Here is a 12,294-nt window from a genome sequence, read left to right on the forward strand (position 1 = left end):
TAAATAGTCCTTTAGTTTAGTTATATTAAATCATCGATCAACCAGCCTCGGTGTCAGAAAAAGAACAAGCTCCGTACTGGTAGAAACCTTGGACTTACTAGTGAAAAGCCACTTGAAGCCAGGGATTTTGCCAAAGAAAGGCACACCCTTAGTCACGGTGCTTTCAACGTCTGAGTAAACACCCCCCAAAGCAACTGTCTGGCCGAATCCGGAAAAAACACGCGACGTTAGGGACGTTGTCTTTATAGGTGGCACCCCATTCATTGCGTTCGAATAATCCGGCTCATTCTTCGACAGAATGACATCAAGCAAAACACCCTTCTCGTTCACTAAAGGTGTGACGTCCAAAGACAGAGCAGCTTCTTTAAAAGAAATCGACGTTGAGCCCTCACCGGCAGATTGTTGGTAAGGAACCTGAGAGCCTTTTACGATCTTGGCCTGATGCCGGTCAGATGTGTAAACCCGAGGACTGGAGATCACCCTGCCCTTACCAAGCTGCTCCATAGCACTCAATGTTGCATCAAGACTCACTGCCCTTGAAACAATGCCGACACCTGCGACAGCAGCAGATGAGAGCCCTAAAGGGACAGAACCCACAACAGTTCCAGCACCACTACCGATAGAACCGCCCCACTCCACTCCTAAGTTTTTAGAATAGGAGCGATCTACTTCAACTATCCGAGCCTCGATCATGACTTGCTTACGCGAGTAATCGACAGCGGCAATCAGAGTTTTAAGCTGAGCTAAACGCGCCTTACTCATTCTGGCAACGATGATCGAAGAACCGTCCTCAAAAGACAGAGTCTCACCAGGATCGAGAGGAAACGCTTTTATTGCATCCGACGCCAAAATGTTATGTACCTTGAGGATCGAAATATCAAAGGAATTGACGGCAAAAGACGCGCCGGTGTGTATTTTCTGATCTTGACCAGGTGCATAAGCATTTGCTGAGTATGAATCACCTGGACGAGGATAAGCACTAACACGTAGAAAATTACCTTCGACTGTATATAAAAGCCCCTTAAGAGACGTCACATATTCAATTGCCTCATCCCAGCTCACATCCTTCATTCGCATAGAAAGTGAACCACGGATGTTCTCATCTAAAACAAGATTCAAGCCGCGATAATCGGCCAAAAGTTGTAGTGCTGACGAAACCTGAATGGTCTGAAAATCAAAAGTCAGTTGCTGGGGAGCGGTTTCTGCCTGGGCAAAGGAAACAAAGAAAAATAAGAATGCAGCAACGTAGAGGCGGCACAGGGACTTAAGGGTATTCATGACATGAGTTCCAGGGCACTGGTTGATTAATCGGGGTCGGTCTTAGCGCTACGCTAAAGACCACCCCCAATTAACCCACCTGTAATTGGGTTAGGTTTTTTTAATGACCAATTAGTAATCTTGAATCCGTCAACCAAGCAATAAGCCTCGGTAAAGTCCGGAAAATATCGACAATGAGAAAAAGAAACGTACCGTGTATTTCCGTTGTTATCCGCTATTAGGGCAAGAGCCTCAGAAACTACCTTTGACGATGGATCGGGCTTTGACGGATGAATAAAGCCAACAAGACGCCAAGTGGTTGAGATTGGAGACTCAGGTGATTTAATAGGTTTATTGGACTTTGCCGTTGAAGTGATAGGTTCAGCCAGACCAGGAGAATCCGAGGAAAAGAAACTTTTGACACCGTAGATACCTAAACCCATGAACAGGACAAAAGCTCCAGCCGTTGCCCAAAGTCCAAATGAACGCAAGATACTTGCACGACCATCAGCAGCAGACTCATCACCGACTGCACCAGAACTAGACTGAGTAGCCGACTTGTAAAATACAAATACAGATGGCTTAAAGGTGCCGGCAGTAGTCCTGACGAGCTTAGACTTTGACGGAGCATCACCGGTAACAGCACCGTTATAAATATCAACCTTATACGTTTTCTTACTTAACTTCCTGATTCGGTAAGTTGTTTCAATAAGGAGACGAACCCAAGAGGAAATCTGAGCTAAATCCTGCGTTACCAGGACGACGCGCATAGAGTTGTTTTTATCGTCAACACGGTGCCTATGCTCAGCCAACAACGATTTATCAATAAAGTTAGCATGGTTTACATTCTGGCCTGCGGGCCAGCGTCTCCAGCATTCATCGATGATTGCAACACAGCCTGCCGGAAATAATTCGAATAAATCCGGATGTTCATACCAGTCGGCTGGCAGTTGAGTAATTTTTCCGCCAAAAGTAGCCAGTAAATCGTCAACAGACAAAGGAATATTAGTAACAACATGCCTATCTTGTTTGAGCGACGGAATAACCACATGTTCAGTTACACCGTAGGTCTTCCCTGCTCCTGGCTTGCCCACATAACCGTGAATAGCCATAAATCACCCAATCAACGGAATGCGACGAACAAGGAAGCGCAGAAGATAAGCACTCGTAACAACACTGATGCCAAATGGAACTTGCATGATATTCAGGAAATACCAAACAGACGGGTCAATTGCAGAAAATAGCTGTGCAGCACTTTGGATAATTCCAACAATGAAGCTAGTACTAATCAAATCAAGAAGAGCCTGATAAAGCCAGTCTGCGACCGCGACTGGAATGTCAGCGATGAATTGTAAGATATCTTGCAGTATAGATAAGAGCCAATTACCAAACGCAGACATAAATCCCTCCCCCAAAAACTTTGGTGGCTAAAATCAAGCGGACAGAAAGACACGCAGTGCAAGGAGGCTCCAAGCAGCCAAGAATACAGCACTTAGAACAGGCGAAATTGAAGCGAATAAAGCACAGTGCGCATCGAAGCTGACGATAGTTCCTAAAATGGCTATATCAGCAGTAGGACAGATACCACCAGAATTTGCAGAGGCAATATTTTCTTTAAACTCCGTCATGGCTTGACCAAAACCAGAGTCATTAAGGTCTACTTGCATACCATGAACAAAAGCCTTGTAGTGGACAGCGTTGACCTCACTATCAAGAACGGCATCTGCGTTTAACTGCCCGGGATTAGTGAAAGAGAGCTCACCGTCAAAACCGGAATCGCCATTCCCACCGTTATTATCACCACCTGTATTTCCTCCATCCCCAGGGTTAGGAGGGGTGCCATCGTCGCCGCCGTCGCCAGGATCAACAACGGGGTTGAGAGGATCTCCAACGGCTGGTGAGGTATATCCGGAGTCAGCACCGCATGACGGATTCGAGGTATTAAGACCCACGACGAAGTTACAAAAACCAGTGCTAGTAGAGCCAGAAGCAAAGTAACAGTTGGTACTAGTAACTGAGCTAGCCAAGTAAGAGCATGAATTATGACAAATGTCAGAAGTAACAGAATCTTCTTTCCAAGAGACAAAGGATTTACCTGACGATTTAATGATTGGAGAGTTAGGGCCTCGTGACTCGACTGTTTCAGGGCAGTTAATTTCAGCCTCTTTAATGATGCCGACTGTATTAGATATTACGTTGCCGTAAAAACTGTAAGAGAAACTGCAACTTGCGACAGCATCACTTAATAGAGAACACGAGCCCGGCGTGTAATTCACTCTAGTAGCATTTGTCTTATATTGGTCAGCCGCCTTTGTATACTCAACGATAAAAGATTCGGGTGAAGGTTGTGTGCCAGAGGCCGCACACTCTTTGGGAGTATTGGATAAGTGAGCGTTACCACACTTCCAGCCAGCAGAAGCTTTGAAGGGAAAGGCTGCTAGGAACAAAAGAGGCAGTAGGTAAATAGCCTTCATATCACCACCCCGAAAAGACAGCGAATGAACAACCAGAACCAATAACGAACATGGCAAAGTAATAGAGCTGATCCATGTAGCGGCCTCAGACTTTGAAAAAAAATGGGCGCCCGAAGACGCCCAGGTCATGCAGAGAGTGTTATTTAACCGCGTAGGAAACCAAGTACGATCTTCGCACCTTTAATACCGGCATAAACACCGGCGAGGATACCGGCCACAGCCAATACACCCACGGAAATGGTGCTAAAGTCGATCGAGGAAGTCAGTCCAGTGTAATCCCAAGCTGCTGCACCTTCAGCAGCGAAAACAGATGGGGCAGATACAGTAACGGCAACAGTAGAAATAGCTACAGCAAGCGACTTTTTGAACATGGGTAATCCTTAGGATTGTTTTATGAAGTTTAAAATTGTCCGAATGCCCATAGACCCGACCATAAAGAACGCGACTAAGGTGAATCCGGCCCCAAATGCTTGAGCCAAAACCGTTGGATCAAGCTGAGTCGGATCAAAAGGAGGCAAGTTATTGACGACCTCCCATGATGAAGAACAGACCGGAATACCACCCTCGGTTGAAATGTCGGATGGACAATAGAGGGTTCCAGACATTACGCAGGCTTTTGAGTTGTAGAAGCAGCAGGAGCACCGGAATTAACACGGCGGCCTTGGCGAGGATCAACTTCAAAAATAAGGCGATCATCACGAACTTGCGCAATCACATCACATTCATACTTTCCAGGTTGAGGAACCTGCTGAGGGGTTTCTGCGTAGAATGTACATTTCTGCGGGTATGGAATATTTGGCAAATGAGCGTACGCTTCAAACATGCAATATGGTTTGCCTGACTTCGCAGCTGTACCGCTACGGTGATTACCAGTTACTTCGACCACAATAGTATTAGACATGATGATGCCCTTATCTCAATGTTGGAAAGCCAGGAACGGTGCCGGGCTTACGGTATGCCCAACTGGGCGCAATGGCTTCAGGATTACGCCTGAAGGTTTTGAATTTTCGTGCAGCACGTTGACGGGTTACTTCTTGCTGAGCCAATGCAGATAAAAACAAGCGCATAAGACTATTAATCCCAGCACGTTCATCACATTGAGGATTGTTGAGAGCATTTAAGAATTCCATTTCAACTGCAAAACGTAGATTTTGATAAGCAACCCTATCCATCAAAAACCCATCCATTCGGCGATACAGGTTGTTCCTGTTTCTTGACGCTCAACAAACCAAATGCGCTCAGGTTTAACGCCCTGCTCTTTTCGAGCCTCAACAACCCTAAGTGTCTGTTCTACCTGTTGAGCAAGAACAGGATTAATAAAAGAATTCTGTACTTGTTGTTGTTCAGCTAAACGGCGTTTCTGACAACTTGTAAGTTGAGCGCCTTGAAAACTGACAGTTCTCACGCTGCAACCTGATGCAGATGATTAGGGCGTTGATACCAAGTTGGAACAGCCAAGGGACTTTTCGTTACTTCTCGACACTGGCGGACAAATACCGGTGCAAAACGACTGGTATCACAGGCGTTACGAATGTTGATCCCGATTTTGTTAAGACGAGCAGCATGAGTTTCAAAAGCACGCTGAGACAAACCGTGATGATGGCCACTCATCCAAAGTATGGCGTAAGAGGAAGTAGCATTAGCAGAAGCCCTGCCCTTACAAATACCATGTTCAATTAGTTTGTCAGCAATACTCTGAAGGTCCATTGCAGTCACCTTTAACTTTTCATCTATTTTTAGAAACTCACTGTGGAGTTCGGCTAAACGCCTTTCATCGAATAAGCCCCAATAACAAAGGGCCTCACGCTGTAAATATTCGCTCTTAAGCTCTTGTTCCATGCGAACCACGCCTTCTTGTGCGCAGTAATTTTTAACTCGCTGAACGTATTTGTATTCTTCTGATCCTTCACCAAAGGCCCGTTTAATCTTTGGAAGGCAGTTCTGATCCATTTCAAAAGCCTTGTCATATGCCTTTCGATATTGGAGGCGTCCGCCTTTGCCATTTCCTTTGGACGTCCAAGCAACAGTGCGACCATTGGGATACAGAAAACCGATGGAGTGTCCGATTCGCTGGCTAGAAACACCGCGCAAATAGGCAAGAACATTGCCCTCCCCCAATGAAACATTGGTGGTCAGATCTATCCGTTCAATCTTTGCCCCATCGGCGATACGGTCGCCGGATTTGGCTCCTGACTCACCTTGGCGAATATCAATGCGAGTGCAGCGGGTAAAACCTGGGAGACCGTATTCACGTAAAAGTGCGTTGTATACCGAGACGCATTGCTCGATAGAGGTGAAACCAAACAAGTTGTCGAGCCGCCCTACCCGGCTGGGATTTCCTTCAACGCGGATCTTGCGACCCTGAACGTGAATCGTGACCGAAGTCGAAAAACTAGCCTCATGCTTGAAACGCGGCTGACGAGTGCTAAGGACTTCGTTTGTGTTGGCATCAATCGTCAGGGTAAACACGTCGCACACGAGAGGTAGGTCATGGTCGTGCTCCTGCGATACGGTTAGCCAGTCTATGAACATCCGAGAGCCTTACTAACAAGTCTAAAGCGGTTAACTGCATCCAAAAGGACGGTATTCCGCAATGATAGGCGGTCTTCCGTTTGAGTCAAGAGAAAAAGAACGGTTTTTAGCTGATACTTGCTCTATAGAAACGGTAAACCGCATTCGGAGACGCAAAATGGGCATCGGCACGCGGATCAGGCAAGAGCGGCTCAAGCAAGGTCTTGAGCTGAAGGAGCTAGCAAAATTGAGTGGCATCCCGGAGCGGACGCTTGCAGACATCGAGCGTGAGGTTTCGAGCCCGCGAGCAGAAAACCTGAAAAAGGTGATTATCTCGTTGGGCTGTTCAGCTGATCAGATTATGTTCGACGACGACGAGCTCACCGAAGACGGGGACTTGGCCTTACTCGTGCGCGAATTAGGGAAAACTGAAGAAGAAACCCGACAGACAGTTAAGCGAGTAATCCGAGCAATGCTGGTTCAGGAGCGCGTCTTTGAGCTAGAGAAAATTCGCAACTTCGACGACGCTCACAGAGAAGAAAACAAGCAGCGGCAGAACCTCGCCATGCCATTGAAGCGCTACGAAAAAACGAGTAAGTGAAGTCGGAAACCGAAGAAGTCTTCGGTAAAGTGGGGGTGTAACAGCACCCCCACCCTCATAAGGCAGGAAACAGCAGCTTATGAAATCTGAAGCGGAGCGAAAACGTAGGGACGAGGCAATTGCCCTTGTGAGACTGCTCGCAATCAGTTCTGAGCAGTATGCGCAGGGAAAATATTGCTCAACAGACGAATTGAAAGCTCGTCTAAGGTTGTTTTCTCAACGGTCCGCAGAGAAAAAGACAGGCCAATAACGCGCTAGGAAATCGGACCTGCCGGGACCTAGTCAGCGGTAGCGCTGCAAGTCACGGAACCGTGAAGGCTACGCGAACGGTCTGGAAAACCACCCTGGTAGATCAGGGCGCGAAATGGCACCACGTCGACTACAGGCGATTTGAACGCGACAAAAAACCCCAGGGGTCTAACGGACGCTGGGGTTTTTCTTTGAGGAAAGATCGGCCGGCTTTGCCGGGTATCGGCGCGGAAAAAGTAGGTTTCCACCATGAAAAGGATTAGCGCCTAATGCCCTTCGGGCAGGTCGAGGTCAGCAAGATTAAAGGGGCTGATACTCAACTCACTGATCTGGCCGTGAAAATACAGAAAGACCTGCTTCAAAGGTCCAATCACGAACCGTATCAAGGCATTCGCCTGCGTGATATTTCCACTGTTCAGCCTGATCAAGCCGTGAGTTTACAGCGCTCAAAACCTCAGCATCTTCAGTGACCACAAGCTGAGATTTTTTGGAAAGAACGTAGTGGTATTGGCACAGCTTGAGATAGTGCTCCTGCAGCTCAGATATCTTGACCAATGAAATCTCATGATCACCAGACATGGCTCGCTGAAATTGCATGTAGCTTTCCTCCGCATTTTTGGATTTATGAATCCAGAAAATACGAAACTCATTGATTCTCTTGCCCTTTGCGTTCTTGAAAGCTTCTGCTACAGAAACTTCTTCCAGCGATTTTACTAACTCATCTTCAGTCATAAATGCCCTTTGAAAATTGGTGATCAGCTCCAACTTCTGAATATAGAAGGCGCGGTAAAGGCAGGTCAACAATAGGGATTTTAGTTTTTAGATAAAGAGGTATTTGATAGCAGATTTTGCAAAACGGAACGTAACCTGGTCAGCTTTTGCTATCAAAAAAGGAACGGCGAAATCCTGAGAGATCGCCTTTATGTAAACGCTGAAACTCAATCAAAAACGCGCTTAACACTGACTCGCTGCTGATCTGGTGAACCGGCAGCCGCTTCCAAAAACTGAACGTCAAAAATCTGATAGCTCTCAGATTTCCCTGTAGGGAGACTTCGGACCACTGCGTCTTTAGGTGACAGCTCCTCGCTCGTAACTAGGTACATTTCTGTGCCATCCACGCTTCCGCGAAGCTTTAAAACTGAACCGTCAGGCTTAGTGACAACGAAAACGTCAGGGTAAGCCCAGTCGTCTGGATTACTCATATCAACTCCTTCTGAAGGCCAGGAAGGCCAATATAGAAATGGCATTTTACCATGCATTCTGAAGGTCGTTTTTAACCAGGAAAGGCCACGCATAATGCACGCTATGTGTAAATCAGCAGCCGGGGCTGCGCGATTTTCCCGGCAGCTGACTCGTCCAGCAGGACGGCTTCGCTAACATAACGTGCACCACATTATGCGAACCTTCGTATTGGGGTGTCAGGGTCAGTGGAGGTCAGATTTCAAGCTAGGCACTGCCGTTTTCATCGCCCTAAAGGTTCGTACTCTGCAATCTCTTCAATACGCTTTTTGACCGTTTCTTCACGGGCCTTTGCATAAATCAGCGGCCAAATAGTTCCACCTTCAGCGCGGCTACCTCCAGCAGTAAAATTTCCCCAGATGTCAGAGTATGCTTCCCAAGCTCGTTGCGATTCTTCAAAAAGGTGATTTTGCTCATCTGAGATTTCAAAATCGCTCCTAAGCTTGGCAATGGCAGTCTCCATAATCTGCGTTTGATACTGAAGAGATTCACCCGCAGCAATGTTCATATCTGTTTGCGTCAAAGGTGCGCCTGGGAAAAGCGTTTCAGCTATCAACTCATCCGAAGCCTTTAAAAACGCGATGCAGTGTTCAAAGCACGACTCGATTTCCTGTGAGTTGATTTCATACGCTGAAGCAATCTCATGACAAATAATGTGCCGCAGTTCGAATGTACGTTTTACTCCTGCAAAAACTCTATTTGGATCTTGCAATACAGGTGCTAAAGGTTCATTTAGTATTTCTACAGCCCAACGATCGTGGACTGTGCGCAAAGCCACGACAAAATCTTTCCCTAAAAGAATTCCAAGCCACTTGTTTATATGTTCGAAGCTACTGATTGAAACACTGTGAGCAACCATCTCACCAACAGTGATTGTCTTGCCATGGATTGCTCTTAAGATTGAAAAATCAATCTTTTGTCCTGTCGCCTCAGCATTACTCAAAAATGGTTCTCCAGCGTCTATAAGCTCCTGGATCACCATTCGAAAGTAACCTTCGATGCACGCTATTAAAGCGACAGGGAAATACTTAATAAACTCAGGATCTACGTCCTTTCGTGCTTCAAATGCTTGCGCCATAGCCGAAAGTCGGATGGGTAACTCTGTCATGGAGGACCCGAAGCGACGGCGCTGACGAATTTCTGAGATTTCTTGGATAATATCTCGAGTGCGGCTCATAGATGGACCATTTCCCGGCTGTTTAGCAGCCCACATTAGCTCAAGTCACAGCAGGGAAATGAATAAATAGGGGATAAATCCTGCTATTATTCTCTCCTTAAGAAGATCCAGTTATAACTATACTAAATAGTCCTTTAGTTTAGTTATATTAAATCATCGATCAACCAGCCTCGGTGTCAGAAAAAGAACAAGCTCCGTACTGGTAGAAACCTTGGACTTACTAGTGAAAAGCCACTTGAAGCCAGGGATTTTGCCAAAGAAAGGCACACCCTTAGTCACGGTGCTTTCAACGTCTGAGTAAACACCCCCCAAAGCAACTGTCTGGCCGAATCCGGAAAAAACACGCGACGTTAGGGACGTTGTCTTTATAGGTGGCACCCCATTCATTGCGTTCGAATAATCCGGCTCATTCTTCGACAGAATGACATCAAGCAAAACACCCTTCTCGTTCACTAAAGGTGTGACGTCCAAAGACAGAGCAGCTTCTTTAAAAGAAATCGACGTTGAGCCCTCACCGGCAGATTGTTGGTAAGGAACCTGAGAGCCTTTTACGATCTTGGCCTGATGCCGGTCAGATGTGTAAACCCGAGGACTGGAGATCACCCTGCCCTTACCAAGCTGCTCCATAGCACTCAATGTTGCATCAAGACTCACTGCCCTTGAAACAATGCCGACACCTGCGACAGCAGCAGATGAGAGCCCTAAAGGGACAGAACCCACAACAGTTCCAGCACCACTACCGATAGAACCGCCCCACTCCACTCCTAAGTTTTTAGAATAGGAGCGATCTACTTCAACTATCCGAGCCTCGATCATGACTTGCTTACGCGAGTAATCGACAGCGGCAATCAGAGTTTTAAGCTGAGCTAAACGCGCCTTACTCATTCTGGCAACGATGATCGAAGAACCGTCCTCAAAAGACAGAGTCTCACCAGGATCGAGAGGAAACGCTTTTATTGCATCCGACGCCAAAATGTTATGTACCTTGAGGATCGAAATATCAAAGGAATTGACGGCAAAAGACGCGCCGGTGTGTATTTTCTGATCTTGACCAGGTGCATAAGCATTTGCTGAGTATGAATCACCTGGACGAGGATAAGCACTAACACGTAGAAAATTACCTTCGACTGTATATAAAAGCCCCTTAAGAGACGTCACATATTCAATTGCCTCATCCCAGCTCACATCCTTCATTCGCATAGAAAGTGAACCACGGATGTTCTCATCTAAAACAAGATTCAAGCCGCGATAATCGGCCAAAAGTTGTAGTGCTGACGAAACCTGAATGGTCTGAAAATCAAAAGTCAGTTGCTGGGGAGCGGTTTCTGCCTGGGCAAAGGAAACAAAGAAAAATAAGAATGCAGCAACGTAGAGGCGGCACAGGGACTTAAGGGTATTCATGACATGAGTTCCAGGGCACTGGTTGATTAATCGGGGTCGGTCTTAGCGCTACGCTAAAGACCACCCCCAATTAACCCACCTGTAATTGGGTTAGGTTTTTTTAATGACCAATTAGTAATCTTGAATCCGTCAACCAAGCAATAAGCCTCGGTAAAGTCCGGAAAATATCGACAATGAGAAAAAGAAACGTACCGTGTATTTCCGTTGTTATCCGCTATTAGGGCAAGAGCCTCAGAAACTACCTTTGACGATGGATCGGGCTTTGACGGATGAATAAAGCCAACAAGACGCCAAGTGGTTGAGATTGGAGACTCAGGTGATTTAATAGGTTTATTGGACTTTGCCGTTGAAGTGATAGGTTCAGCCAGACCAGGAGAATCCGAGGAAAAGAAACTTTTGACACCGTAGATACCTAAACCCATGAACAGGACAAAAGCTCCAGCCGTTGCCCAAAGTCCAAATGAACGCAAGATACTTGCACGACCATCAGCAGCAGACTCATCACCGACTGCACCAGAACTAGACTGAGTAGCCGACTTGTAAAATACAAATACAGATGGCTTAAAGGTGCCGGCAGTAGTCCTGACGAGCTTAGACTTTGACGGAGCATCACCGGTAACAGCACCGTTATAAATATCAACCTTATACGTTTTCTTACTTAACTTCCTGATTCGGTAAGTTGTTTCAATAAGGAGACGAACCCAAGAGGAAATCTGAGCTAAATCCTGCGTTACCAGGACGACGCGCATAGAGTTGTTTTTATCGTCAACACGGTGCCTATGCTCAGCCAACAACGATTTATCAATAAAGTTAGCATGGTTTACATTCTGGCCTGCGGGCCAGCGTCTCCAGCATTCATCGATGATTGCAACACAGCCTGCCGGAAATAATTCGAATAAATCCGGATGTTCATACCAGTCGGCTGGCAGTTGAGTAATTTTTCCGCCAAAAGTAGCCAGTAAATCGTCAACAGACAAAGGAATATTAGTAACAACATGCCTATCTTGTTTGAGCGACGGAATAACCACATGTTCAGTTACACCGTAGGTCTTCCCTGCTCCTGGCTTGCCCACATAACCGTGAATAGCCATAAATCACCCAATCAACGGAATGCGACGAACAAGGAAGCGCAGAAGATAAGCACTCGTAACAACACTGATGCCAAATGGAACTTGCATGATATTCAGGAAATACCAAACAGACGGGTCAATTGCAGAAAATAGCTGTGCAGCACTTTGGATAATTCCAACAATGAAGCTAGTACTAATCAAATCAAGAAGAGCCTGATAAAGCCAGTCTGCGACCGCGACTGGAATGTCAGCGATGAATTGTAAGATATCTTGCAGTATAGATAAGAGCCAATTACCAAACGCAGACATAAATCC

16 protein-coding genes are annotated in these 12,294 nt (G+C 46.3%); 1 reads left to right on the forward strand and 15 read right to left on the reverse strand.

The window, feature by feature from the left end; translation table 11 throughout:
• Window positions 1-30: 30 nt before the first annotated feature.
• The 9 genes from RGV33_RS16635 to RGV33_RS16675 form a co-directional block, all read right to left on the reverse strand.
• Entirely contained in the window at window positions 31-1,278 is a 1,248-nt protein-coding gene (locus tag RGV33_RS16635; RefSeq protein ID WP_322145216.1) for a hypothetical protein, read from the reverse strand.
• 53 nt (window positions 1,279-1,331) lie between these two features.
• Window positions 1,332-2,369, reverse strand: a complete 1,038-nt coding sequence (locus tag RGV33_RS16640) for a zonular occludens toxin domain-containing protein (protein WP_322145217.1) — start codon at window positions 2,367-2,369, stop codon at window positions 1,332-1,334.
• Window positions 2,370-2,372: 3 nt separating this feature from the next.
• A complete protein-coding gene (locus RGV33_RS16645; RefSeq protein ID WP_322145218.1) occupies window positions 2,373-2,657 on the reverse strand; it encodes a DUF2523 family protein in 285 nt (94 codons plus the stop codon).
• Window positions 2,658-2,690: 33 nt separating this feature from the next.
• Window positions 2,691-3,731, reverse strand: a complete 1,041-nt coding sequence (locus tag RGV33_RS16650; protein ID WP_322145219.1) for a hypothetical protein — start codon at window positions 3,729-3,731, stop codon at window positions 2,691-2,693.
• Between the two features lie 143 nt (window positions 3,732-3,874).
• The gene (locus tag RGV33_RS16655) at window positions 3,875-4,102 is read right to left on the reverse strand and encodes a major capsid protein (protein ID WP_073514906.1); all 228 of its coding nucleotides are present in this window, start codon (window positions 4,100-4,102) and stop codon (window positions 3,875-3,877) included.
• Window positions 4,103-4,335: 233 nt separating this feature from the next.
• Window positions 4,336-4,632, reverse strand: a complete 297-nt coding sequence (locus RGV33_RS16660; protein WP_073514908.1) for a propanediol utilization protein — start codon at window positions 4,630-4,632, stop codon at window positions 4,336-4,338.
• Window positions 4,633-4,642: 10 nt separating this feature from the next.
• Window positions 4,643-4,903: a hypothetical protein gene (locus tag RGV33_RS16665; RefSeq protein ID WP_322145220.1), complete on the reverse strand. Its 261-nt coding sequence runs from the start codon at window positions 4,901-4,903 to the stop codon at window positions 4,643-4,645.
• Complete coding sequence (locus RGV33_RS16670; protein ID WP_322145221.1) at window positions 4,903-5,136, reverse strand: hypothetical protein; 234 nt, start codon at window positions 5,134-5,136, stop codon at window positions 4,903-4,905. The genes RGV33_RS16665 and RGV33_RS16670 overlap by 1 nt, the downstream gene beginning before the upstream one ends.
• Complete coding sequence (locus RGV33_RS16675; RefSeq protein ID WP_322145222.1) at window positions 5,133-6,263, reverse strand: phage/plasmid replication domain-containing protein; 1,131 nt, start codon at window positions 6,261-6,263, stop codon at window positions 5,133-5,135. The genes RGV33_RS16670 and RGV33_RS16675 overlap by 4 nt, the downstream gene beginning before the upstream one ends.
• Window positions 6,264-6,420: 157 nt before the next feature.
• Between RGV33_RS16675 and RGV33_RS16680 the strand changes: the two genes are divergently transcribed.
• Window positions 6,421-6,843 (forward strand): helix-turn-helix domain-containing protein, encoded by a 423-nt coding sequence (locus RGV33_RS16680; protein ID WP_073514912.1) that lies wholly within the window; start codon window positions 6,421-6,423, stop codon window positions 6,841-6,843.
• 570 nt (window positions 6,844-7,413) lie between these two features.
• Here RGV33_RS16680 and RGV33_RS16685 read toward each other — a convergent pair.
• The 6 genes from RGV33_RS16685 to RGV33_RS16710 all read right to left on the reverse strand — a co-directional run bounded on the left by RGV33_RS16685 (window position 7,414) and on the right by RGV33_RS16710 (window position 12,288).
• The gene (locus RGV33_RS16685) at window positions 7,414-7,824 is read right to left on the reverse strand and encodes a hypothetical protein (RefSeq protein WP_322145223.1); all 411 of its coding nucleotides are present in this window, start codon (window positions 7,822-7,824) and stop codon (window positions 7,414-7,416) included.
• A 206-nt stretch (window positions 7,825-8,030) separates the two neighbouring features.
• On the reverse strand, window positions 8,031-8,294 hold the full coding sequence (locus RGV33_RS16690) for a hypothetical protein (protein ID WP_322145224.1): 264 nt from the start codon (window positions 8,292-8,294) through the stop codon (window positions 8,031-8,033).
• Window positions 8,295-8,554: 260 nt separating this feature from the next.
• A complete protein-coding gene (locus tag RGV33_RS16695; protein WP_179291741.1) occupies window positions 8,555-9,508 on the reverse strand; it encodes a lysozyme inhibitor LprI family protein in 954 nt (317 codons plus the stop codon).
• A 153-nt stretch (window positions 9,509-9,661) separates the two neighbouring features.
• Entirely contained in the window at window positions 9,662-10,909 is a 1,248-nt protein-coding gene (locus RGV33_RS16700) for a hypothetical protein (protein WP_322145216.1), read from the reverse strand.
• A 53-nt stretch (window positions 10,910-10,962) separates the two neighbouring features.
• Window positions 10,963-12,000 carry a zonular occludens toxin domain-containing protein gene (locus tag RGV33_RS16705; RefSeq protein WP_322145217.1) on the reverse strand — a complete coding sequence of 346 codons (1,038 nt, stop codon included), beginning with the start codon at window positions 11,998-12,000 and terminating at the stop codon, window positions 10,963-10,965.
• A 3-nt stretch (window positions 12,001-12,003) separates the two neighbouring features.
• Window positions 12,004-12,288: a DUF2523 family protein gene (locus tag RGV33_RS16710; protein ID WP_322145218.1), complete on the reverse strand. Its 285-nt coding sequence runs from the start codon at window positions 12,286-12,288 to the stop codon at window positions 12,004-12,006.
• Window positions 12,289-12,294: the final 6 nt, after the last annotated feature.

Source organism: Pseudomonas sp. Bout1, from assembly GCF_034314165.1.
Classification (GTDB): domain Bacteria; phylum Pseudomonadota; class Gammaproteobacteria; order Pseudomonadales; family Pseudomonadaceae; genus Aquipseudomonas.

What these genes read in the sequence shown, in the direction of transcription:
- RGV33_RS16700 (WP_322145216.1), bottom strand. Translation starts at nt 10,909, where the DNA reads ATGAATACCCTTAAGTCCCTGTGCCGCCTCTACGTTGCTGCATTCTTA.
- RGV33_RS16675 (WP_322145222.1), bottom strand. Translation starts at nt 6,263, where the DNA reads ATGTTCATAGACTGGCTAACCGTATCGCAGGAGCACGACCATGACCTA.
- RGV33_RS16635 (WP_322145216.1), bottom strand. Translation starts at nt 1,278, where the DNA reads ATGAATACCCTTAAGTCCCTGTGCCGCCTCTACGTTGCTGCATTCTTA.
- RGV33_RS16655 (WP_073514906.1), bottom strand. Translation starts at nt 4,102, where the DNA reads ATGTTCAAAAAGTCGCTTGCTGTAGCTATTTCTACTGTTGCCGTTACT.
- RGV33_RS16650 (WP_322145219.1), bottom strand. Translation starts at nt 3,731, where the DNA reads ATGAAGGCTATTTACCTACTGCCTCTTTTGTTCCTAGCAGCCTTTCCC.
- RGV33_RS16710 (WP_322145218.1), bottom strand. Translation starts at nt 12,288, where the DNA reads ATGTCTGCGTTTGGTAATTGGCTCTTATCTATACTGCAAGATATCTTA.
- RGV33_RS16705 (WP_322145217.1), bottom strand. Translation starts at nt 12,000, where the DNA reads ATGGCTATTCACGGTTATGTGGGCAAGCCAGGAGCAGGGAAGACCTAC.
- RGV33_RS16640 (WP_322145217.1), bottom strand. Translation starts at nt 2,369, where the DNA reads ATGGCTATTCACGGTTATGTGGGCAAGCCAGGAGCAGGGAAGACCTAC.
- RGV33_RS16695 (WP_179291741.1), bottom strand. Translation starts at nt 9,508, where the DNA reads ATGAGCCGCACTCGAGATATTATCCAAGAAATCTCAGAAATTCGTCAG.
- RGV33_RS16685 (WP_322145223.1), bottom strand. Translation starts at nt 7,824, where the DNA reads ATGACTGAAGATGAGTTAGTAAAATCGCTGGAAGAAGTTTCTGTAGCA.
- RGV33_RS16660 (WP_073514908.1), bottom strand. Translation starts at nt 4,632, where the DNA reads ATGTCTAATACTATTGTGGTCGAAGTAACTGGTAATCACCGTAGCGGT.
- RGV33_RS16680 (WP_073514912.1), top strand. Translation starts at nt 6,421, where the DNA reads ATGGGCATCGGCACGCGGATCAGGCAAGAGCGGCTCAAGCAAGGTCTT.
- RGV33_RS16690 (WP_322145224.1), bottom strand. Translation starts at nt 8,294, where the DNA reads ATGAGTAATCCAGACGACTGGGCTTACCCTGACGTTTTCGTTGTCACT.
- RGV33_RS16645 (WP_322145218.1), bottom strand. Translation starts at nt 2,657, where the DNA reads ATGTCTGCGTTTGGTAATTGGCTCTTATCTATACTGCAAGATATCTTA.
- RGV33_RS16665 (WP_322145220.1), bottom strand. Translation starts at nt 4,903, where the DNA reads ATGGATAGGGTTGCTTATCAAAATCTACGTTTTGCAGTTGAAATGGAA.